General features: G+C 68.0%; 28 protein-coding genes. All 28 read right to left on the reverse strand.

Going from position 1 to position 19,337, the window contains the following annotated elements; translation table 11 throughout:
- Positions 1–62: 62 nt before the first annotated feature.
- Complete coding sequence (locus AC1RN5_RS09500) at positions 63–1,292, reverse strand: MFS transporter (protein WP_493040941.1); 1,230 nt, start codon at positions 1,290–1,292, stop codon at positions 63–65.
- A gap of 135 nt (positions 1,293–1,427) precedes the next feature.
- On the reverse strand, positions 1,428–2,732 hold the full coding sequence (locus AC1RN5_RS09505; RefSeq protein WP_493040942.1) for an MFS transporter: 1,305 nt from the start codon (positions 2,730–2,732) through the stop codon (positions 1,428–1,430).
- A 155-nt stretch (positions 2,733–2,887) separates the two neighbouring features.
- Positions 2,888–4,144: a TCR/Tet family MFS transporter gene (locus tag AC1RN5_RS09510; protein ID WP_493040943.1), complete on the reverse strand. Its 1,257-nt coding sequence runs from the start codon at positions 4,142–4,144 to the stop codon at positions 2,888–2,890.
- A gap of 57 nt (positions 4,145–4,201) precedes the next feature.
- Positions 4,202–4,666: an SRPBCC family protein gene (locus AC1RN5_RS09515; protein WP_493040944.1), complete on the reverse strand. Its 465-nt coding sequence runs from the start codon at positions 4,664–4,666 to the stop codon at positions 4,202–4,204.
- Entirely contained in the window at positions 4,663–4,992 is a 330-nt protein-coding gene (locus tag AC1RN5_RS09520; protein ID WP_493040945.1) for an ArsR/SmtB family transcription factor, read from the reverse strand. Before AC1RN5_RS09520 ends, AC1RN5_RS09515 begins: the two co-directional genes overlap by 4 nt.
- A 2-nt stretch (positions 4,993–4,994) precedes the next feature.
- Positions 4,995–5,438 carry a VOC family protein gene (locus AC1RN5_RS09525; RefSeq protein WP_493040946.1) on the reverse strand — a complete coding sequence of 148 codons (444 nt, stop codon included), beginning with the start codon at positions 5,436–5,438 and terminating at the stop codon, positions 4,995–4,997.
- A gap of 11 nt (positions 5,439–5,449) precedes the next feature.
- Positions 5,450–5,899 carry a VOC family protein gene (locus AC1RN5_RS09530; RefSeq protein WP_493040947.1) on the reverse strand — a complete coding sequence of 150 codons (450 nt, stop codon included), beginning with the start codon at positions 5,897–5,899 and terminating at the stop codon, positions 5,450–5,452.
- Positions 5,900–5,951: 52 nt separating this feature from the next.
- The gene (locus AC1RN5_RS09535) at positions 5,952–7,160 is read right to left on the reverse strand and encodes an alkaline phosphatase family protein (protein ID WP_493040948.1); all 1,209 of its coding nucleotides are present in this window, start codon (positions 7,158–7,160) and stop codon (positions 5,952–5,954) included.
- A 46-nt stretch (positions 7,161–7,206) separates the two neighbouring features.
- On the reverse strand, positions 7,207–8,913 hold the full coding sequence (locus tag AC1RN5_RS09540; RefSeq protein ID WP_493040949.1) for a M61 family metallopeptidase: 1,707 nt from the start codon (positions 8,911–8,913) through the stop codon (positions 7,207–7,209).
- Between the two features lie 225 nt (positions 8,914–9,138).
- Entirely contained in the window at positions 9,139–9,555 is a 417-nt protein-coding gene (gene rplQ, locus AC1RN5_RS09545; RefSeq protein ID WP_493040950.1) for a 50S ribosomal protein L17, read from the reverse strand.
- A 178-nt stretch (positions 9,556–9,733) separates the two neighbouring features.
- Positions 9,734–10,750 carry a DNA-directed RNA polymerase subunit alpha gene (locus tag AC1RN5_RS09550; protein ID WP_421931214.1) on the reverse strand — a complete coding sequence of 339 codons (1,017 nt, stop codon included), beginning with the start codon at positions 10,748–10,750 and terminating at the stop codon, positions 9,734–9,736.
- Between the two features lie 79 nt (positions 10,751–10,829).
- A complete protein-coding gene (rpsK, locus tag AC1RN5_RS09555) occupies positions 10,830–11,219 on the reverse strand; it encodes a 30S ribosomal protein S11 (protein WP_056730086.1) in 390 nt (129 codons plus the stop codon).
- Positions 11,220–11,231: 12 nt separating this feature from the next.
- Positions 11,232–11,600, reverse strand: a complete 369-nt coding sequence (gene rpsM, locus AC1RN5_RS09560) for a 30S ribosomal protein S13 (RefSeq protein WP_215340948.1) — start codon at positions 11,598–11,600, stop codon at positions 11,232–11,234.
- A gap of 465 nt (positions 11,601–12,065) precedes the next feature.
- Positions 12,066–12,635: an adenylate kinase gene (locus tag AC1RN5_RS09565; RefSeq protein WP_493040951.1), complete on the reverse strand. Its 570-nt coding sequence runs from the start codon at positions 12,633–12,635 to the stop codon at positions 12,066–12,068.
- Positions 12,636–12,699: 64 nt separating this feature from the next.
- Positions 12,700–14,049 (reverse strand): preprotein translocase subunit SecY, encoded by a 1,350-nt coding sequence (gene secY / locus AC1RN5_RS09570; RefSeq protein ID WP_493040952.1) that lies wholly within the window; start codon positions 14,047–14,049, stop codon positions 12,700–12,702.
- Positions 14,050–14,157: 108 nt separating this feature from the next.
- Positions 14,158–14,646 (reverse strand): 50S ribosomal protein L15, encoded by a 489-nt coding sequence (gene rplO / locus AC1RN5_RS09575; protein ID WP_421931211.1) that lies wholly within the window; start codon positions 14,644–14,646, stop codon positions 14,158–14,160.
- A gap of 107 nt (positions 14,647–14,753) precedes the next feature.
- On the reverse strand, positions 14,754–14,939 hold the full coding sequence (rpmD, locus tag AC1RN5_RS09580; RefSeq protein ID WP_493040953.1) for a 50S ribosomal protein L30: 186 nt from the start codon (positions 14,937–14,939) through the stop codon (positions 14,754–14,756).
- A 3-nt stretch (positions 14,940–14,942) separates the two neighbouring features.
- Complete coding sequence (gene rpsE, locus AC1RN5_RS09585) at positions 14,943–15,545, reverse strand: 30S ribosomal protein S5 (protein WP_304700164.1); 603 nt, start codon at positions 15,543–15,545, stop codon at positions 14,943–14,945.
- Between the two features lie 10 nt (positions 15,546–15,555).
- Positions 15,556–15,915, reverse strand: coding sequence for a 50S ribosomal protein L18 (gene rplR, locus AC1RN5_RS09590; protein WP_421931210.1), 360 nt, complete (start codon positions 15,913–15,915; stop codon positions 15,556–15,558).
- Positions 15,916–15,918: 3 nt separating this feature from the next.
- Positions 15,919–16,452 (reverse strand): 50S ribosomal protein L6, encoded by a 534-nt coding sequence (rplF, locus tag AC1RN5_RS09595; RefSeq protein WP_493040954.1) that lies wholly within the window; start codon positions 16,450–16,452, stop codon positions 15,919–15,921.
- A 1-nt stretch (position 16,453) separates the two neighbouring features.
- Complete coding sequence (gene rpsH / locus AC1RN5_RS09600) at positions 16,454–16,849, reverse strand: 30S ribosomal protein S8 (protein ID WP_304700156.1); 396 nt, start codon at positions 16,847–16,849, stop codon at positions 16,454–16,456.
- Between the two features lie 10 nt (positions 16,850–16,859).
- Complete coding sequence (rpsN, locus tag AC1RN5_RS09605) at positions 16,860–17,165, reverse strand: 30S ribosomal protein S14 (RefSeq protein ID WP_304700154.1); 306 nt, start codon at positions 17,163–17,165, stop codon at positions 16,860–16,862.
- Positions 17,166–17,186: 21 nt separating this feature from the next.
- Complete coding sequence (gene rplE / locus AC1RN5_RS09610) at positions 17,187–17,747, reverse strand: 50S ribosomal protein L5 (protein ID WP_421931208.1); 561 nt, start codon at positions 17,745–17,747, stop codon at positions 17,187–17,189.
- Complete coding sequence (gene rplX / locus AC1RN5_RS09615) at positions 17,740–18,054, reverse strand: 50S ribosomal protein L24 (RefSeq protein WP_215340959.1); 315 nt, start codon at positions 18,052–18,054, stop codon at positions 17,740–17,742. The genes rplE and rplX overlap by 8 nt, the downstream gene beginning before the upstream one ends.
- On the reverse strand, positions 18,054–18,422 hold the full coding sequence (gene rplN / locus AC1RN5_RS09620) for a 50S ribosomal protein L14 (protein WP_056018090.1): 369 nt from the start codon (positions 18,420–18,422) through the stop codon (positions 18,054–18,056). The genes rplX and rplN overlap by 1 nt, the downstream gene beginning before the upstream one ends.
- Before the next feature lie 15 nt (positions 18,423–18,437).
- The gene (gene rpsQ, locus AC1RN5_RS09625) at positions 18,438–18,689 is read right to left on the reverse strand and encodes a 30S ribosomal protein S17 (protein ID WP_215340960.1); all 252 of its coding nucleotides are present in this window, start codon (positions 18,687–18,689) and stop codon (positions 18,438–18,440) included.
- A 12-nt stretch (positions 18,690–18,701) separates the two neighbouring features.
- Complete coding sequence (gene rpmC, locus AC1RN5_RS09630; RefSeq protein ID WP_421931207.1) at positions 18,702–18,896, reverse strand: 50S ribosomal protein L29; 195 nt, start codon at positions 18,894–18,896, stop codon at positions 18,702–18,704.
- Positions 18,896–19,327: a 50S ribosomal protein L16 gene (gene rplP, locus AC1RN5_RS09635; protein WP_421931206.1), complete on the reverse strand. Its 432-nt coding sequence runs from the start codon at positions 19,325–19,327 to the stop codon at positions 18,896–18,898. Before rplP ends, rpmC begins: the two co-directional genes overlap by 1 nt.
- Positions 19,328–19,337: the final 10 nt, after the last annotated feature.

The raw sequence follows: 19,337 nt of genomic DNA on the forward strand, positions 1-19,337 counted from the left end.
TCTCCGAGCGGGGAAACGTCGCCGGACTCTGACGAGGTTTCGGGCGCAATGATGGCGCGCATTTAGGGGTTCTTTTTCTCAGGGGAAACAGGGCGCGCGAAGAGCAGGACAAGTATCCAGGCGCCGAGGCTCAAAACCCCGCCGATCAGGATGGTCAGGCCTGACCACTGGGGTCCCCAGGTCAGGGTCGCGGCGAACACCTGGGTGACCGCGATGGGCGCCGTGATGCTTGTCAGGCTGGCGATGGAGCCCATGGCCCCCTGCAGCCGCCCCTGCTCGTCCTCGCCGACCCTGGCGCTCATCAGGGACTGCAGCGCCGGCGTCGCCATGCTGCCCAGCACCACTGGCAGGTGGGCCAGCCAGAACCAGAGGCCGGTGGGCGCCAGACCCACGGCGGCGAAGCCGGCGACCTCCAGGGCCAGACCCAGCAGCACGGCGCGCCGGTCCCCCAGGGCCTTGGCGACCCGTCCGGTCAGGCCGGTCTGGACGGCGATGCTGGCCACCGCCAGCGCGCTGCAGAAGACCCCGAAGTCCAATGGGCTCCAGCCGTAGCGGTGCGCCGTATAGAGGACCAGCAGGTTGTCCTTGGCCTGGAAGGCCAGCCAGATCAGCAGCAGGGCCGCGCCCAGGACCAGCAGTCCCTTGCGCTGAACCAGCAGGTCCACCGCGCCCCACGGGTTGGCCTTGGCCCAGCGCAGCGGCGCGCGCTTCGCCCTGGGCAGGGACTCCGGCAGGACGAACAGGCCGTAGACGCCGCCCAGTCCCGCGAAGCCCGCCGCCACCCAGAACGGCGTCCGCAGATCGTGGGCCGCCAGCAGGCCGCCGAGGGCCGGCCCCAGGATGATGGCGCTCCACATCGCCGCGCTCATCCAGCCATAGGCCCGTGTGCGGTCCTCGGGCGGCGTGATGTCGGCCACATAGGCCATGGCGGCGGCCTGGGCCCCGCAGGTCAGGCCACAGAGGACGCGCGCCGCCATCAGCCATCCGACGGTGGGCGCGAGCGCGCCCATCACCAGCTCGGCGCCGACCCCGAACACGGAGATCAGGATCACCGGCCTTCGCCCGAACCGGTCCGACAGCATCCCCAGGAACGGCGCGGCCAGGAACTGCGGGATCGCCCATCCCACCTCCAGGAAGCCCGTCCAGCGCGCCGCGCTGGCGGCGTCGCCCCCCAGCAGCTGCTGGGCCAGGCGGGGCAGGATCGGGAAGGAGATGGATTGGGCGGCGTAGTCCAGGAAGATGGTGACCGCGACGAAGGCGAGCGCCGCGCGTCGGGTGTTGCGAGGGTTCATGAGGGTCTCGAGGTTCCGGCGCCTGCCGGCATGACGAAGGGCCCGGCCCAGGGGTCGGTGGCGAGGACTGCGGCGCCGGAGGCTTGGCCTCCGCGCGCGTCCTAGGCCCTGGTCTTCTCGAATGCGCTCATGGGGTCAGCCTACCGCGCCGGCCCCGCTTGGCAAGCTCTCGGTCCTGGCCTCCGGCGGCACGTCCCTCGCGAAGGCCACCGACAGCCCCCACGCCACCAGGGTCAGGGCGGCTCCGGCCAGGATGGTCAGGCCCGACCAGCCGGGTCCCCTGCCCGCCGCGACCGCCAGGGCGAAGACCTGGGTGAAGGCGATGGGACCGAACAGGCCGGTCAGACTGCCCACCCCCATCATCGCCCCCTGCAGCCGGCCCTGCTCGTCCGGGTCGACCTTGGCGGTCATCATGGCCTGCAGGGCGGGACCGGCGATGTTGGAGAGGGCCATGGGCAGGTTGGCGATCCAGAACCACGTCCCGGTCGGCGACAGCCCCACGGCGGTGAAGCCGATCACCTGCAATCCCAGTCCGGCGATCAGCACCTTGCGCTCGCCAAGCCACTTCACCGACCGGCCGGTGAGCTGGCTGGTGACCACGATGTTCACCGCCCCCAGCGCGCTGCAGAAGATCCCCAGCGCCATCGGGTCCCACTGATAGCGATAGGCCGTGTAGAGCACGAAGACGCTGTTCATGGCGTGCATGGCGAACCACAGCAGCAGCAGGATCAGGGCCAGGACCGGCAGGCCGGGCCTGGAGAACACCAGGCTCAGCGAGCCGATGGGATTGGCGCTGGCCCAGCGCAGGGGCGCGCGGCGCTCGGCCGGCAGGGATTCCGGCAGCACGATCAGGCCATAGACCCCATTGGCGAGCGCCACGGCGGCGGCGGCCCAGAAGGGCGCGCGCGGATCCATCGCCCCCAGCAGGCCGCCCACCGCCGGCCCCAGGATCACCCCGGTCCAGGCCGCGGCGTTCAGCCAGCCATAGCTCTTGGCCCGCTCCTCCTGCGGGGTGATGTCGGCCACATAGGCCATGGCCGCCCCCTGCGCCCCCGCGGTCAGGCCGCAGAGGATGCGGCCCAGCAGCAGCCAGGCCAGGGTCGGGGCGAGCGCCATAATCGCCAGGTCGATGGACAGGCCGAAGATGGAGATCAGGATCACCGGCCGCCGTCCGAAGCGGTCCGACAGCATGCCAATCACCGGGGCGGCGAAGAACTGGGCCACCGACCAGGCGGCCACCAGCACGCCCACCCAGCGGGCGGCGGACGAGACCTGGCCGCCCACCAGCTCCTCCACCAGGCGCGGCAGGACCGGGAACACCATGGTGTGGCTGACCACGTCCAGGCAGATGGTGATGGCGATGAACGGCAGGCCGGCCTTGCGGACGGCGCTGCGCGCGGACGCCCCCGAAACGGGGCTGGGGTCGATGGACGGGGTCATGGCGTATCTCGATGCGCCGGCCGCCGGAGCGGTCGGGGGAAGGCGGTCGCGAGGCGAGGCGGGTCCGGCGCGCGGCCGGCTGCCGCCTAGGCCCTCATCGTCTCTGTCCGCGTCGTCGTCATGATCGCCTCAGGGTAGAGACGCCTCCGGTTTCGTCAAGCGGTCGCCGGCGACGCCGCCGGCGCATGGGCCACCCGGACCCCGAGCGCCAAGGCCATCAGCAGCAGGAAGGCGGCCAGGTAGATGGCCAGGCCCGGGGCGTGCAGGATGGCGTCGTGGCGGATCGACCAGGCGAAGATGGTGCCGAACATCATTGGCCCCAGCACCGAGGCGATGCCCTGTAGGCTCTGGTTGGCGCCCTGGAGCTGGCCCTGGTGGGTGGGGCCCACCCGCCGGGTCATCAACCCCTGCAGACCCGGCTGCAGGAAGTTCATCACCGCGAACACCGGGGCCGAGGCGATGTAGAACCAGCCGGTCGGCGCGAACCCATAGAGGGCGAACCCGACACAGCCGCCCGCCGCCCCCAGCAGCAGGGCGCCGCGCTCGCCGATCCTGGCCACCACGGGGCCCACCAGCAGGGTTTGGACCGTCACCCCCAGCAGGCCGGTCGCCATCATGGTCAGGCCGATGATCCCGGGGCTCCAGCCGTAGCGGTAGCCGGAATAGAGCACGAAGATCGAGGGCAGCACCGTGTGGGCGAGCTGGAACAGGAAGCCGACGCCGGCCAGGCCCAGCAGGTCACCGTGCGCCCGCAGGAAGGCCAGGGATCCGAGGGGGTTGGCCCGCTTCCAGTCGAAGCTGGTGGTGCGCTTGTCCACCGGCAGGGACTCCGGCAGCACGAAGTAGCCGTAGAGCCAGTTGATGGCCGTCAGGCCCCCGGCCACCAGGAAGGGCAGCCTCAGGTCGAAATCGGCCAGGAACCCGCCGAGCGCCGGGCCCACCAGGAAGCCGAAGGAGAAGGCCGAGCCCATCCAGCCGAAGGCCTTGGCCCGCTCCTGGGGCGGGGTGACGTCGGCCACATAGGCGTTGGCGGTGGAGAAACTGGCCGCCGTCAGCCCGTTCAGCACCCGGCCGACGAACAGCCAGGCGAGGTTGGGGGCGAAGGCCATGAACATGAAGTCGACGGCCAGGCCAAACAGCGAGATCAGCAGCACCGGCCGCCGTCCGATGCGGTCGCTCAGCATCCCCAGCACCGGTCCGCAGAACAGCTGCATGAGCCCCCAGACCGTGGCGAACAGCACGTTCCACTGCGCGGCCTCGGCGGTGTCGCCGCCGGTGAAGCTCTTGATCAGGTTGGGCAGGACCGGGATCATGATCCCGAAGGAGACCGCGTTCATCACCGCGCAGGCGAAGATGAAGCCGAAGGCGGCCTTCCGGCGGGCGGCCGTTGGCGTGGAAGATCCGTCGGTCATGGTCTCAATTCCCCCTCGCACCAAGCTTGAAACAAAACAGGAACTCGCGCAACCGCGTTATGCCGCCCGCGCGTAGCTGGCCAGCAGCGCCTGCCACCATTCGGCCAGCCGCATCAGCAGGACCTGGTCGGCGAAGCCGTGGCGGGCGGCGCTGTCGGCCGGAACCTGGTGGAAGCCGCGATGCTCGATGCTGACCCGTGTCTCCGCGCCCACGACCTCGAACCGCACCTCCACCTCAGTCTTAAGCTCCGGCGGGAAGTTCGCCTGCCGCCAGGAGAATTCCAGCCGGTGCGGCGGATCCCAGACGGTGATGCGCCCGATCTCGAACACCTTGCCACCCGCCAGGGTCTCGGTCAGCCGCCCGCCCGCTCCCGGCTCGAAGGCCAGGACACCCGGCGGCCGCGGCGTGGTCTGGAAGAGGCCGTTGGGCTTCCACCAGGCGCCGATCTCGCCGACGAAGGTCTCGAAGGCCCGCTCCGGCGTCGCCTTCACCCGCAGGGCGACGAAGACCTTGGAGGTCACGGGGCCTTCTCGACATGGGCCTTGAAGGCCAGGAGCTGTTCGCTCCACAGCCGCTCGCTCTCCTCCAGCCAGCGCAGCAGGTGGGTCATGGGTTCGGGCCTCAGGGCGTAGATGCGCACCCGCGCATCCAAGGGCGGATGGGATTCCGCCACCAGGCCGCTCTCGCGCAGGGTGCGCAGGTGGCGGCTCATGGCGGGCGCCGGCAGGCCAAGCTCGCGGGCCAGGTCGCCCGCCGGCCGCGGCCCCCGGCTCAGCAGATCCACCACCCGCCGGCGGTGGGGATCGGCCAGCGCGGCGAGCGTCCTGTCGAGCTGAGCCTGGGGCAAGGTCAGACCCAGCCCGTGATCTTCAGCCCGCTGACGGCCTCGGCCTCCTCGCGGCTCACCACGGCCACGGTCTGGGCGACGTTCCAGATGTGCCCCTCGGGATCGCGGCAGCGATAGGTGCGGTCGCCATAGAACTGGGTCTGCGGCTCGGCATAGATCTCCGCCCCGGCGGCGCGGGCCCGCGCGCAGTGGGCGTCGATATCGTCGTCGATCTGAATGCTCACCGTCTGGGTGTTCTTACCGCCGATGGACCTGGGGCTCCTGTGGTCCTCGGTCCACTCGGAACCCACCATCACCACGCTGTCGCCGAAGCTGAGCTGGGAATGGGCGACATTGCCGTCGGCGTCCTCCAGCAGCATGGTCAGCTCCAGGCCGAAGGCCTTCTGCAGCCAGTCGATGGCCGCCCTGGGATCCTGGTAGGACAGGGCCGAACTCATCCGCGCCATGGGTCTGCTCCTTAGATTGACGTTGCGATGTCGTGGCCGGTGGCTCTGCCCATCTCGTCGGGGCTCAGCGCCGACACCGTCTGGCCGAAGGACCAGGGATGGTCCTCGAGATCCAGGCAGGTATAGACCCGGTCGCCATAGGCCTGCGTTTCCGGCTCCCGCTCGATCCGGGCGCCGGCCGCCCGGGCCCGCGCGCAGTGCGCGTCGATCCCCTCGGCCAGTTGCACGTGAACCGACTGGGTGGCGCGGCCGCCGAACGCGATCGGGCTCGTGGCCTTGTCGCGGGGCGGACCGACGATCATCACCACCCCGCCCTCGATCAGGGTCTCGGAATGGATGACCCCGCCGGCGCCGTCGTCCACCACCAGGGTGGTCTCGAAGCCGAAGGCCCGCTCCAGCCAGGCGAGCGCCGCGCGGGGATCACGATACCAGATCACGGGACTGACGGCGGGGCGGGCCATGACGGCCTCCGGAATATGTTCCTAATTCCAGAATATTTCTACATTTTGACAATCATCTGTCAAGCGCTCGCTTGAGACCCGAGAGCTTCCCGTCCCCAGGCTCGCCCTCGATCCCCAGCAGCCGCGCCACCAGGGGATAGACGTCCACATTGTCCGCGGTGCGCAGCCGCACGCCCCGGCGGATGTGGGGCCCCTGGGCCACCAACACCGCCGCCATCTCGGGCGCATAGGGATCGTATCCGTGCGCCCCGCCCTCGATCGGCGTCTTGGCCGCCGCCGCCCGGGTGGTGATCTCCCAGCCGGTCTGCGGCAGGCAGAAGATCGGTGGGATGCGCCGGTGGGTTCCGAAATGGTAGCGCGCCGGGATCTCGCCCTTGCGCCAGCAGGTCATGTGCGGGTGGCCGCCCAGCAGCGCCTTCTCCACCTCCTGAGTGCGCCCCGGCGCGGGGATCACGGTCATGAAGGCGCCCATGGCCACCCGCCGCGCCGCGTCGTCGGCCAGGAGGTCCTCGACATAGATGGCGCGCTCGGCGGCGACCGGCGCCATGCCGTGGTCGGCGGTGATCACCAGGTCGGCGGTCAGCCCCCGCGCCTTCAGGCCCGCGGTCAGACGCCCGATGGCCGCGTCGGTGTGGACCACGGCGGCGTTCAGGGCCGCGCTGTCGGGACCGTCATGGTGGCCGGCGGTGTCGGTCTCGTCGAAATAGAGGCTGACGAAGCCGGGCCGGCGATCGGCCGGCAGGTCGAGCCAGGCCAGGACCTGGTCCACCCGGGCCTCGGCGCTCACGCTCTGGTCGTAGGTCAGCCAGTAGGTCGGCTGCGCCCCCTGGATCGCCGTCTCCGACCCCGGCCAGAAGACGCTGGCCGACCGCACCCCCTGGCGTTCGGCGGTGACCCACAGCGGGGTGGCGTCGTTCCACCAGCGGGGATCCTTCACCGTCGCCCGGTCCCCCAGGCTGAAGGTGACCCCGGGGATCAGGGGATCGATCATCACATTGTCCACCAGGCCGTGGTGGTCGGGCCGCAGCCCGGTCACCAGGGTGTAGTGGTTGGGATAGGTCTTGGAGGGGAAGGAGGGCCGCACCGCCCCGCGCGCGCCCTCCGCCGCCAGGGCCGACAGGTTGGGCGTGATCCCACGGTCCAGATAGTCGGCGCGGAAGCCGTCCATGGAGACCAGAATCACCAGGGGTCTGTCGGCGGCGAAGGCCGGCAAGCCGGTCAGCCAGAGGACGGCGATGAGATGCAGGAGCAGTTTGCGCATCCCCACTCTCTAGACGACCGCGATGACAGGCCGATGGCCGAAAATCTCAGCCGCCCGAGAGATCCTTCACGCAGGCGGCCCGTTGCGCATCGGTCAGGCCCGGCCTGACCGACACCGCCTGCAGGTCGAAGGTCGCCCGGCCCTCCGGCCGGTACTGGATCAGCCGCTCCACCCCGTCGGCGCCGGCGACCCGGTAGCCGATGGGGACCCGGCTGTCGCCCTCCTTGCCCCCCACCCGGCCCAGGCGCTTCATGCCGTCGCGCAGACCCGCGGCATGGGCCGGCCCCGCCGGATCGACGCCGCTGATGATCCCCGTCCGGCCGCTGGTCTCCCCATCGAACCCGCGGTCGAAGACGGGGATGGCCGAGCTGCTGAGGGCCAGGCAGGCCCCGAAGACGCCGGGCGCGAGGCGGACCGTCTCGCCGCGGGTCACGTACCGCGCCAGGTCCTCGCGCACCGCGATCCCCGGGACGGCGGCGCTCAGCATGTCGGGGAACAGGGCCGCCCCCGTCCCCTTCGCCGTCCCGGCCCGCACCGCGTCCCGCTGCCGGCGCATCACATCGTCCAGGGACAGCCGCCCGCCGCTGGCCTCGCGAACCGCCCGGTCCCAGGTCACCGCCAGCAGCCGGCCGCGGTCATAGGGCGACTGCTGGGCGTCCTGGTTGCTCCAGAACACCGCCATCACCTGGTCGGCGGTGAAGTTGCGGGCCGGCGAGCCGTCGTAGCGGGTCAGGACTTCGTTGTAGCGGGCGGCGTAGTCCTCCAGGGACCACAGGCCGGCGCGCAGCAGCACGCGGGTCGCGTAGAAGTCGGTGAAGCCCTCGCTGAACCAGTAGTCCCGCGCCTCGTCCTGCTCGGGCAGGCCGCCCACCTGGTTGGCGATCCAGCTGTGCATGTACTCGTGGGCCAGGAAGTGCGGGTCCTGGGCCGGGTCCCGGTTGGTGGTGGACTCGATGGCGAAGCCGTCGCCCTTCCCCGTGCCGGTGGAGGAATAGGACCCGCCCTCCCCGCCGGTCAGCGGCGTGACGGTGATCAGGAAGGGCTGCGCCCTGTCCCCCCACAGGGCGTTCTCGGCGGTCATGATCCGGGCGGCCTGGTCGGCCAGCACCTCCGGGGGTGAGGGCCACTGGCCCAGCACCGCCACCCGCAGCGGGGCGCCGGCGAGCCGGCGCTCGACGACCCTCAGGCCGGTTCCGCCCACCACCACGCTGTCCACCACCTCGGAGACCTTGCCCCGACGGCGCGCCAGGTGATCCAGGTCCGAGACCAGGGTCCAGCCGGAGGGGCGCGGGCCCCAGGCGAACCGGGCCGGCGCCGCCTGGCGGCCGGCCGGGACCGCGAAGAGTCCCTCCCCGTGGACCATGAACCAGTCGGGCCGCACCACGGGCTCGCCCTTCAGGTGGTCGCGGCCGGGATCGGCCTGGCCGGTGACCGCGATCTGGTAGGAAACCTTGATCGGCGCGCCGGGCCGATGGCGCAGCCGGCGCACGGGGCCCGTTCCGGGCTCCAGGGTCGCGCCCCGGACCTGCAACTGCGTGACGAGACGCGACAGGTCTTCGGCCTCGGCCCAGTGGTCGGGCAGTTCCAGGCTCGTCTCGCCGTCGGCGTCGCCCTGGAAGGCGACCTCCACCGCCAGGGCGCTCAACGCCCCCGCCTGCATCATCGGAGACAGCCGATAGCCCACCGGCGCTTCAGCCGCCCGCGCCCCGCCCGCCGCCAATAGCGCCGTCACCGCCAAACCCCAAGCCCGCATGGTCCCTCCCGTATCCTGCGGGAAGCTTAGCGGCGCCAGAGAGTGGCTGTCAGCCCTCCCTCCCCTTCATGGGGAGGGGAAGATCGCGAAGCGATCGGGGTGGGGAATGGCTCCCCACCCGTCCGGCGTTCCGCCGTCCACCCTCCCCATGAAGGGGAGGGACTGAAACGCAAAAACCCCGGACATCGCTGTCCGGGGCTTCTGAACTTGAATGGGCCGTTCGGCTCAGTCCTCGGTGAAGGAGGCGTTCTGAGCGGGACCGGAGTCCTTGCCCTTTTCGGCCGGGTCGCGGTCGACGAACTCGATCACGGCCAGGGCCGCGTTGTCGCCGTAGCGGAAGCCGGCCTTCAGGACGCGGATATAGCCGCCGTTGCGGGCCTTGTAGCGCGGGCCGATCACGGCGAAGAGCTTGCCGACCTGCTCGACGTCGCGGACCTTGCTGATGGCCTGACGGCGGGCGTGCAGGTCGCCGCGCTTGGCGAGCGTCACCAGCTTCTCGACCACGGGGCGGAGCTCCTTGGCCTTCGGCAGGGTGGTGACGATCTGCTCGTGCTTGATCAGGCTCGCCGCCATGTTGGCGAACATCGCGGTGCGGTGGGCGGAGGTCCGACCCAGTTTGCGGTGGGCGTTACCGTGGCGCATCTCATATCTCCTGGACCGTCTGGCCCGCTGGACGGTTCCGATCTCCGGAAAGCCGCCCTTACCTGATCAAATCCCAGCCTGCTCCCGCCTGGGTCATCACGAAGCGCCGGGGCCCTCCACCGCTGTTGCGGCTTCAAAGGACCCAGGCCGCGCAAGCGGCCCGGAGCCGGCGCGGGTCTTACATCTGGTCTTCGAACTTCTTGGCCAGCTCTTCGATGTTTTCCGGCGGCCAGTTGGGCACGTCCATGCCGAGATGCAGGTTCATGCCCGCGAGCACTTCCTTGATCTCGTTCAGCGACTTGCGGCCGAAGTTCGGGGTGCGGAGCATTTCCGCCTCCGTCTTCTGGATCAGGTCGCCGATGTAGACGATGTTGTCGTTCTTCAGGCAGTTGGCTGAACGGACCGAGAGCTCGAGCTCGTCGACCTTCTTCAGCAGCGCCGGGTTGAACGGCAGTTCCGGCTTGGCTTCGCCTTCGACCTTCTTCTTCGGCTCTTCGAAGGTGATGAAGATCTGCAGCTGGTCTTGCAGGATGCGGGCGGCGTAGGCCACCGCGTCCACCGGCGAGATGGCGCCGTTGGTTTCCACTTCCATGATCAGCTTGTCGTAGTCGAGGCTCTGGCCCTGACGGGTCGGCTCGACACGATAGGCGACGCGCTTGACCGGCGAATAGAGGCTGTCCACGGCGATCAGGCCGATGGGAGCGTCTTCCGGACGGTTCTGGTCGGCCGGGACATAGCCCTTGCCGTTATGCACGGTGAACTCCATGCGCACCTGGGCGCCGTCGTCCAGGGTGCAGAGCACGTGGTCAGGGTTGAGGATCTCGATGTCCGAGCCGGCCTCGATCTGACCCGCGGTCACCGTGCCGGGGCCGGTGGCGCGCAGGGTCATGCGCTTGGGGCCCTCGGCGTGCATGCGCAGGGCCAGTTGCTTGATGTTCAGGACGATGTCGACCACGTCTTCCCGCACGCCTTCCAGCGAGGAGAATTCATGCACGACGCCGTCGATCTGCACGGCCGTCACAGCGGCGCCTTGCAGCGAGGATAGAAGAACGCGGCGCAGGCTGTTGCCCAGCGTCACACCGAAGCCGCGTTCGAGAGGTTCGGCCACCAGACGCGCCTTGCGGTTCGCGTCGGCGCCGGTCTCGATCATCGGCTTCTCGGGACGGATGAGCTCGTTCCAGTTTCTTTCGATCACGGATAGGTGTCCCTCGAACGCAGGATCGCCGGACGCGGCTTACGCGGTCCGGCGAAGGGGGATAGCAGTACTTCGGTACTCAGACTCGCCGGCGCTTGGGCGGCCGGCAGCCGTTGTGCGGAATGGGGGTCACGTCGCGGATGGTGGTGATCGTCATGCCCACCGACTGCAGAGCGCGAAGCGCCGATTCCCGCCCGGAACCCGGGCCGGAGACGTTCACTTCGAGGGTCTTCACGCCGTGCTCGGCGGCCTTCTTGCCCGCGTCCTCGGCCGCCATCTGGGCGGCGTAGGGCGTGGACTTCCGGGAGCCCTTGAAACCCATCATCCCGGCGGAAGACCAGGAGATCGTGTTCCCCTGGGCGTCGGTGATGGTGATCATGGTGTTGTTGAACGAGGCGTTCACGTGCGCCACGCCCGAGGTGATGTTCTTGCGTTCGCGACGTTTGACGCGCGCCGGTTCCTTGGCCATCGACTAGCTTTCTTACTTCTTCTTGCCGGCGATCGGCTTCGCCGGACCCTTGCGGGTGCGGGCGTTCGTGTGGGTGCGCTGGCCACGGACCGGGAGGCCCTTGCGATGGCGCAGGCCGCGGTAGCAGGCCAGATCCATCAGGCGCTTGATGTTCACCGCGGTCTCGCGGCGCAGGTCGCCTTCCACCGTGTAGTCACGGTCGATGGCTTCACGGATCTGAAGCACCTCGGCGTCCGTCAGCTGGTTGACGCGACGAGCGTCTTCGATGCCAACCTTCTGGACGATCTCGGCGGCTTTCGCCTGGCCGATGCCATGGATGTACTGAAGCGCGATGACGACGCGCTTGTTAGTCGGGATGTTTACGCCGGCGATGCGGGCCACTTGGGGTATTCTCCTGGTCACGCAGAGAAGCGCGAACAACGCCCCGGCCCAAGTTGGGAGGCCGGCACGTCCCTCGCGCGTTTCGCGGAAGCGGCCCGTTATAGGGACAGTTGCGTTTCCGTCAATGCCGGAAGCGCCGGAAAATGACCTTCTTTGGGCTCTTGTCCGCCCGGCCCGCCCTCCCCTGGGGTCCAGGCGGGGGCTTGGCCCGATCATCACGCGACTTTCGCGGCGAAAACAAGTCCCCGGACGGTGCGCCAGGGCGTGGCGCGGCGTTTCGAATCGATTCCGCGGCGCCGAACGGGGGATTCGGGGCGACCGCCCGCCTGGCTTGGCCCAGTCCATCGGCTCTGAGGGCGGGATGTGAAACGCAAGACGCCGCCGGCGCCCTGTCGGGCGCGGCGGCGGTCCTGGAACCTCGAGACGCGCCCGCGGGCGACGTTGCGGTGAAGTGGGGCCTCGCCCCTAGCGCGGGGCGTCCAGGGCCTTGTCGATGGCCGCGGCGACGGTGTCGATGGAGCCCATGCCGTCCACCTGCACGAGCTTCTTCTGGCCCTCGTAATAGGGCAGCAGCGGCGCGGTGTTGTCGTTATAGGCCGACAGCCGGACCTTGAAGCTTTCCGGATTGTCGTCGGGGCGGCCGGATTCGGCGAAGCGGCCGGCGATGCGCTCGATCAGGGCCGCGTCGTCCACCTTCAGGCGGACCACCAGGTCGATCTTCTTGCCGCGCTTGGCCAGCATCTCGTCCAGGGCCTTGGCCTGGGCCAGGGTGCGCGGGAAACCGTCGAAGATGGCGCCGCCAGCGGCCTCGGTCTCCGGCAGGCGCTCCTCGATCAGGGCGATGACGATCTCGTCGGTCACCAGCTCGCCGCGCTCCATGACGCCCGCCACCTTCTTGCCGAGCTCGGAGCCCGAAGCGATGGCGGCGCGCAGCATGTCGCCGGTGGAGAGCTGGACCATGTTTCGGCCATCCACCAGCCGCTTGGCCTGGGTGCCCTTGCCGGCGGCCGGCGGTCCGAACAGAATCAAATTCATGACTTAAATATCCCCTCCCCGCCGGCCATCCCCATGACCGGCGTCAAATTTGGTGGCGCGGAGTCTAGCGACCGCGTCCGCCCCGCAGCTTCGACTTCTTGATCAGGCCCTCATATTGGTGGGCCAGAAGATGCGACTGGATCTGGGTCACGGTGTCCATGGTCACGCTCACCACGATGAGGATCGAGGTGCCGCCCAGATAGAAGGGCGCGTTGTAGAAGGCGATCAGCGCCTCCGGCAGCAGGCAGACCAGGGTGATATAGGCCGCGCCGACGACGGTCAGGCGGGTCAGGACGAAGTCCAGATACTCCGCCGTGCGCTTGCCGGGCCGGATGCCGGGCAGGAAGCCGCCGTACTTGCGCAGGTTCTCGGCGGTGTCCTCCGGATTGAAGACGACCGAGGTGTAGAAGAAGCAGAAGAACACGATCAGGGCGCCGTACAGCACCATGAAGGCCGGGCGGCCGTGCTGCAGCTGGCCCACCACGGTGGGCATCCACTGCAGGTAGCTGGGCAGGTCGGCGTTGGCCAGGAAGCTCATGGCCGTCGCCGGCAGCAGCAGCAGGGACGAGGCGAAGATCGGCGGGATCACGCCCGAGGTGTTGATCTTCAGCGGCAGGAACGAGGTGTCGCCGCCGAACATGCGGTTGCCCTGCTGGCGCTTGGGATATTGCACCAGCAGCCGGCGCTGGGAGCGCTCCATGAAGACGATGACCAGCACCACGCCGATGGCGAGCGCGGTGATCAGGAACAGGGCCGCGGCCGGCAGGGCCCCGGTCCGGGTCATGGAGAACATCTGGAAGATGCCGCGCGGCAGGACCGCGACGATGCCGGCGAAGATGATCAGCGAGACGCCGTTGCCGACCCCGCGGCTGGTGATCTGCTCGCCCAGCCACATCAGGAACAGGGTGCCGCCGGTGAGCGTCACGACCGTGGAGACCAGGAAGAAGACGCCGGGATTGTTCACCAGGCCCTGGCTGTTCTGCAGCCCGATGGCGATCCCGAAGGACTGCAGCAGGGCGAGCACGACGGTCAGGTAGCGGGTGTACTGGTTGAGGGTCTTGCGGCCCGCCTCCCCGCCTTCCTTCCGCAGCTTCTCCCAGGGCGGATAGACCGTCCCCAGCAGCTGCACGATGATGGAGGCCGAGATGTAGGGGCCGACATTGAGGGCGAAGATCGCCATCCGCTGCACGGCGCCGCCCGAGAACATGTTGAACATGCCCAGGATGCCCTGCGACTGGCCCTGGAAGGCCTGCTCGAAGGCGGCGATGTCGATGCCGGGGATCGGGATGTAGGTCCCGAGCCGGTAGACCACCATCGCCATGATGGTGAAGGTGATACGCTTATGAAGCTCGGTCGCCTTGGAGAAGGCGCCGAAGTTCATGTTGGCGGCGAGCTGTTCGGCGGCCGAAGCCATAGGGTACCCCGAAGCTTTGAGACCGGTCGTACATAGGGCGTCCGACCGGCGGTGTCATCTGACGCCCGCCATCCCTCCCCGTTTACGGGAAGGGACGGACGGAGGGTCTTAGGCTTCGGCCGATTCGGCGGCGACGGGCGCGGTCGTGGTGACCTTGCCGCCGGCCTTCTCGACAGCGGCCTTGGCCGCGGCCGAGGCCGAATGGACGGTGATGTCGATCTTGGAGCTCAGGACGCCCTTGCCCAGCAGGCGCACGCCGTCCAGTTCGCGGCGCACGATGCCGGAGGCCACCAGGACCTTGGCGTCGATGGGCTTCTTGGCGTCGAGCTTGCCGGCGGCGATCGCCTGCTCGAGACGCCAGAAGTTCACCTCGGCGAACTTCAGCGCGTTGGGATTGTTGAACCCGCGCTTGGGCATGCGCATGTGCAGCGGCATCTGGCCGCCTTCGAAGCCGGCGATGGCGACGCCGGAGCGCGCCTTCTGGCCCTTGACGCCGCGGCCGCCGGTCTTGCCCTTGCCGGAACCTTCACCGCGGCCAACGCGCATGCGGTTCTTGGTGGAGCCTTCGCGCGGCTTCAGTTCATTGAGCTTGGTCATGTGACGCCTCTCCTTGGAGATCAATCGCCGGGCTGGCGCCCGACTCGGCTGATGGAAATGTCAGAAGGGCGGCGCAAGCGCCGCCCTTCGAAGTCTTATGCAGGCCTTTAGGCCTTGGTCTCGACCACTTCAAGCATGTGGGCGACCTTGGCGATCATGCCGCGCACCGAAGGGGTGTCCTCCAGGGTGGAGACACGGCCCATCTTGTTGAGGCCCAGGCCCGCCAGGGTGGCGCGCTGGTCCTTGGTCCGGCGGATCGGGCTGCCGGTCTGACGAACGGTGACAGTAGCCATGGATTATTCTCCGTCGGCGGCGGCGCTGGCGCCGTCGGCGCGGCGGCCGATCACGTCAGCGACCTTCTTGCCGCGCTTGGCGGCGACCTGGCGGGGCGAAGACTGAGCCTTCAGCGCCTCGAAGGTCGCGCGCACCATGTTGTAGGGGTTGGACGAACCGACCGACTTGCCCACGACGTCCTGGACGCCAAGGGTTTCGAGAACGGCGCGCATCGGACCGCCGGCGATGACGCCGGTGCCCGGAGGGGCCGAGCGGACCATGACCTTGCCGGCGCCCCAACGGCCATTTCCGTCGTGGTGCAGGGTGCGGCTCTCGCGGAGCGGCACGCGGATCATCGTCTTCTTGGCCTCCTCGGTGGCCTTGCGGATGGCTTCGGGCACTTCACGCGCCTTGCCATGCCCAAAGCCCACGCGGCCCTTCTGGTCGCCGACGATCATGAGGGCGGCGAACGAGAAACGACGGCCCCCCTTCACGGTGGCGGCGACGCGGTTGATGTGCACCAGCTTCTCGACGATGTCGGAATCGGCGCGCTCTTCAGCGGGGTTGCCGCGGTTGCGATCGCGGCGATTGTCGCCGCCGCCGCCTTGTGAGTTTCCACGAGCCATCTGCGTACCCCTAGAAGTTCAGGCCGGCTTCGCGCGCGGCGTCGGCGAGGGCCTTGACCCGGCCGTGGTAAATGTAGCCACCGCGATCGAAGACGACGTCCTTGACGCCCTTTTCGATGGCGCGCTGGGCGACCAGGGCGCCGACGCGGGCGGCGGCGTCCTTGTCCGAGCCCTTGGCCTTCTTGTCGTCGCCTTCCAGCGAGGACGCGGCGGCCAGGGTCACGCCGCGAGCATCATCGATGATCTGGGCGTAGATGTTCTTGGACGAGCGGAAGACCGACAGGCGCGGACGCCCGTTGGCCAGCGACCGCAGGCGGATGCGCGTGCGCTCGGCGCGGCGCTTGGCGGTGTCACGAGGAGTAAGAGCCATGACCTACTTCTTCTTGCCTTCCTTGCGACGGACCACTTCGCCCGCATAGCGGACGCCCTTGCCCTTGTAGGGCTCGGGGGGCCGGAGCCGGCGGATCTGCGAGGCGATCTCGCCAACGACCTGCTTGTCGATGCCGCTGATCTTGATTTCGGTTTGCTTGGGCACCGCGAAGGTGATCCCGCTGGGCGGGGGCACATCCACGTCGTGGCTGAAACCGAGCTGCATGGAGAGCGCTTCGCCCTTCATCGCGGCCCGGTAACCGACGCCGACCAGCTCGAGAGTCTTCTCGAAACCGGTGGTGACGCCGATGACCATGTTGCCGACCAGGGTGCGCGAGAGGCCCCACATGGCTTGCGCCCGGGTGTTCTCGACCGCCTTGGTCAGGTTGAGCTCGGCGCCCTCGTGCTTGACCACGATCTCTTCGGGCAGGGTCCAGGAGAGTTGGCCCTTGGGCCCCTTCACCTCGATGGTCTGACCGGAGATGGTGACCGTGACCCCAGCGGGGACGGCGACCGCCTTCTTTCCGATACGGGACATTCTAGTAGACCCTGCAGAGGACTTCGCCGCCCACGTTCGCGTCGCGCGCGGCCGTGTCGGACATGACGCCCTTGGGCGTCGACAGGATCGAGATCCCAAGACCGTTCTTCACGGGCTTCAGATCAGAGATCGACGAATAGACGCGACGGCCAGGCTTCGAGATCCGGCGGATTTCCACGATGACCGGCTGGCCGTCGAAGTACTTCAGCTCGATTTCGAATTCCGGGAAGGCGCCGGGCTGCTGCACCAGGTGGTAGCCGCGGATGTAGCCTTCGTCGGCCAGGACGTCGAGGACGCGCGCGCGCATCTTCGAGGCCGGGCACATGACTTTCGCACGGCCGCGCGTGGCGGCGTTCTTGATGCGGGCGATCATATCGCCAACGGGGTCGTTCACCATGAGACCCTCCTCACCAGCTCGACTTCACGAGGCCAGGAATCTGGCCACTCGATCCCAGATCGCGCAGGGCGATCCGGCTCATACGGAGCTTGCGGTAATAGGCCCGCGGACGCCCGGTGACTTCGCATCGATTACGGATGCGGGTCTTGGACGAGTTACGCGGCAGCTCGGCAAGCTTGAGGCGAGCTTCGAAGCGTTCTTCGAGGGGCAGGCTCTCGTTGTTGGCAACCGCCTTCAGCGCATCGCGCTTGCTGGCGTATTGCTTGACGAGCTTCTTGACCATCTCGTTGCGGTTTACGGCGCTTTTCTTAGCCATCTGTTCTTTCCTTCCCGCCGGTTACGCTTGAACGAACGGGAATTGGAATTCCTTGAGAAGCGCGCGCGCTTCGTCATCGGTCTTCGCTGTCGTGGCGACGATGATGTCCATGCCCCACATTTGGTCGATTTGGTCGTAGTTGATCTCCGGGAACACGATGTGCTCCTTCAGACCCATGGCGTAGTTGCCACGACCGTCGAACGAGGTCGGCTTCAGGCCCCGGAAGTCCTTCACCCGCGGCAGAGCGATGGTGATCAGACGGTCCAGGAACTCGTACATGCGGTCGGCGCGCAGGGTGACCTTCGCCCCGACGACCATGCCTTCGCGCAGCTTGAAGCCGGCGATGGAGTTACGGGCCTTGGTGGGCAGCGGCTTCTGGCCGGCGATCTTGGCCAGGTCCGCGATGGCGGCATTGACCTTCTTGGAGTCGGCCACGGCCTCGCCGATACCCATGTTCAGGACGATCTTGTCCAGCTTGGGGATCTGCATCTCGTTGGTATAGCCGAACTGTTCCTTCATCACCGCGCGGATGCGCTGGCGATATTCGGACTTCAGCCGCGGCTCGTAAGCTTGCTCAGCCATTGATCACCTCACCGGTCGTCTTGGCGACGCGGACCTTCTTGTCGCCATCGACACGGAAACCGACGCGGGTCGGCTTGCCCTTGGAATCCACGATGGCGACGTTCGAGACGTGCAGCGCGGCTTCCTTGCTCTTGATACCGCCCTGGGGATCGGCTTGGGTCGGGCGGGTGTGACGCTGAACCAGGTTCAGGCCTTCCACCACGACACGCTCTTCCTTGGGCATGACCTTCAGGACGGCGCCTTGGCGGCCCTTGTCCTTGCCGGCGAGGATCACGACGCGATCCCCCTTCTTGATCTTCGCGGCCATCACAGCACCTCAGGCGCGAGGGAAATGATCTTCATGTGGTTCTTGGCGCGCAGTTCACGGGGAACCGGGCCGAAGATCCGCGTGCCGATCGGCTCGCTTTGCTTGTTCACGATCACGGCCGCGTTCTTGTCGAACCGGATCACCGAGCCGTCCTTGCGCTTGATGGCGGAGGACGTGCGCACGACGATGGCCTGAAGGACGTCGCCCTTCTTCACGCGACCGCGCGGGATGGCTTCCTTGACGGAGACGACGATCTTGTCGCCCACGCCGGCGTAACGACGGCCAGCGCCGCCGAGCACCTTGATGCACATCACACGACGCGCGCCGGAATTGTCGGCGACTTCGAGGTTAGTCTGCATCTGGATCATGGGATCAGACTTTCCTTACGAGCCCTGGACAGCGGCGGCCTTAGGCAGCGCTTCCCAGGTCTTGGTTTTCGATTTCGGCGCGCATTCGATGATGCGGACGATCTCGCCGGCCTTGTAGACGTTGGCCTCGTCATGGGCGTGGTACTTCTTGGACCGACGGACGGTCTTCTTCAGCACCGGGTGCAGGAAGGTCCGTTCGACCTTCACCACGAGCGTCTTGTCACCCTTGTCGGAGACGACGACGCCTTCGAGAATTCGCTTGGGCATGTGTCGTTCTCCTTAAGCCGCAGCCTGCTTGGCGCGCAGGATGGTCTTGATCCGCGCGATGTCCTTGCGGACTTCGTTCGAGCGGTGGGTCTTCTCGACCTGGCCCGTGGCGGCCTGGAAGCGCAGGTTGAACTGCTCTTTCTTCAGGTTCAGCAGGGACTCGGCCAATTGATCGGGGGTCATGCCCCGGACGTCTGCAATCTTCATCACGCGGCCTCCGCCGTGACGGTTTCGATCCGCGTGACGATGCGGGTCTTCACCGGGAGCTTGGCCGCGCCGAGGCGCAGGGCTTCACGGGCCACATCGTCCGGCACGCCGTCGATTTCGAACATGATCCGGCCCGGCGCGACGCGCGCGGCCCAGTACTCGACCGCGCCCTTGCCCTTACCCATCCGGACTTCGGCGGGCTTGTCGGTGACGGGAACGTCCGGGAAGATCCGGATCCAGACCCGACCCTGACGCTTCATCTGGCGAGTGATCGCACGACGGGCGGCTTCGATCTGGCGGGCGGTGATCCGCTCGGGCTCAATGGTCTTCAGACCGTAGGAGCCGAAGTTCAGCGTGAAGCCGCCCTTCGAGTTCCCGTGGATCTTGCCCTTGAACTGCTTGCGGTACTTGGTTTTCTTCGGTGACAGCATAGCTCTGGAT

The sequence above is a fragment of the Phenylobacterium sp. GW821-FHT12F10 genome, assembly GCF_058806695.1.

Bases quoted from the DNA above. Each gene is read 5' to 3' on its own strand.
- AC1RN5_RS09500 (WP_493040941.1), bottom strand. From the start codon at position 1,292: ATGAACCCTCGCAACACCCGACGCGCGGCGCTCGCCTTCGTCGCGGTC.
- AC1RN5_RS09505 (WP_493040942.1), bottom strand. From the start codon at position 2,732: ATGACCCCGTCCATCGACCCCAGCCCCGTTTCGGGGGCGTCCGCGCGC.
- AC1RN5_RS09510 (WP_493040943.1), bottom strand. From the start codon at position 4,144: ATGACCGACGGATCTTCCACGCCAACGGCCGCCCGCCGGAAGGCCGCC.
- AC1RN5_RS09525 (WP_493040946.1), bottom strand. From the start codon at position 5,438: ATGGCGCGGATGAGTTCGGCCCTGTCCTACCAGGATCCCAGGGCGGCC.
- AC1RN5_RS09530 (WP_493040947.1), bottom strand. From the start codon at position 5,899: ATGGCCCGCCCCGCCGTCAGTCCCGTGATCTGGTATCGTGATCCCCGC.
- AC1RN5_RS09535 (WP_493040948.1), bottom strand. From the start codon at position 7,160: ATGCGCAAACTGCTCCTGCATCTCATCGCCGTCCTCTGGCTGACCGGC.
- AC1RN5_RS09540 (WP_493040949.1), bottom strand. From the start codon at position 8,913: ATGCGGGCTTGGGGTTTGGCGGTGACGGCGCTATTGGCGGCGGGCGGG.
- rplQ (WP_493040950.1), bottom strand. From the start codon at position 9,555: ATGCGCCACGGTAACGCCCACCGCAAACTGGGTCGGACCTCCGCCCAC.
- rpsK (WP_056730086.1), bottom strand. From the start codon at position 11,219: ATGGCCAAGGAACCGGCGCGCGTCAAACGTCGCGAACGCAAGAACATC.
- AC1RN5_RS09565 (WP_493040951.1), bottom strand. From the start codon at position 12,635: ATGAATTTGATTCTGTTCGGACCGCCGGCCGCCGGCAAGGGCACCCAG.
- secY (WP_493040952.1), bottom strand. From the start codon at position 14,049: ATGGCTTCGGCCGCCGAACAGCTCGCCGCCAACATGAACTTCGGCGCC.
- rplO (WP_421931211.1), bottom strand. From the start codon at position 14,646: ATGACCAAGCTCAATGAACTGAAGCCGCGCGAAGGCTCCACCAAGAAC.
- rpmD (WP_493040953.1), bottom strand. From the start codon at position 14,939: ATGGCTACTGTCACCGTTCGTCAGACCGGCAGCCCGATCCGCCGGACC.
- rpsE (WP_304700164.1), bottom strand. From the start codon at position 15,545: ATGGCTCGTGGAAACTCACAAGGCGGCGGCGGCGACAATCGCCGCGAT.
- rplR (WP_421931210.1), bottom strand. From the start codon at position 15,915: ATGGCTCTTACTCCTCGTGACACCGCCAAGCGCCGCGCCGAGCGCACG.
- rplF (WP_493040954.1), bottom strand. From the start codon at position 16,452: ATGTCCCGTATCGGAAAGAAGGCGGTCGCCGTCCCCGCTGGGGTCACG.
- rpsH (WP_304700156.1), bottom strand. From the start codon at position 16,849: ATGGTGAACGACCCCGTTGGCGATATGATCGCCCGCATCAAGAACGCC.
- rpsN (WP_304700154.1), bottom strand. From the start codon at position 17,165: ATGGCTAAGAAAAGCGCCGTAAACCGCAACGAGATGGTCAAGAAGCTC.
- rplE (WP_421931208.1), bottom strand. From the start codon at position 17,747: ATGGCTGAGCAAGCTTACGAGCCGCGGCTGAAGTCCGAATATCGCCAG.
- rplX (WP_215340959.1), bottom strand. From the start codon at position 18,054: ATGGCCGCGAAGATCAAGAAGGGGGATCGCGTCGTGATCCTCGCCGGC.
- rplN (WP_056018090.1), bottom strand. From the start codon at position 18,422: ATGATCCAGATGCAGACTAACCTCGAAGTCGCCGACAATTCCGGCGCG.
- rpsQ (WP_215340960.1), bottom strand. From the start codon at position 18,689: ATGCCCAAGCGAATTCTCGAAGGCGTCGTCGTCTCCGACAAGGGTGAC.
- rpmC (WP_421931207.1), bottom strand. From the start codon at position 18,896: ATGAAGATTGCAGACGTCCGGGGCATGACCCCCGATCAATTGGCCGAG.
- rplP (WP_421931206.1), bottom strand. From the start codon at position 19,327: ATGCTGTCACCGAAGAAAACCAAGTACCGCAAGCAGTTCAAGGGCAAG.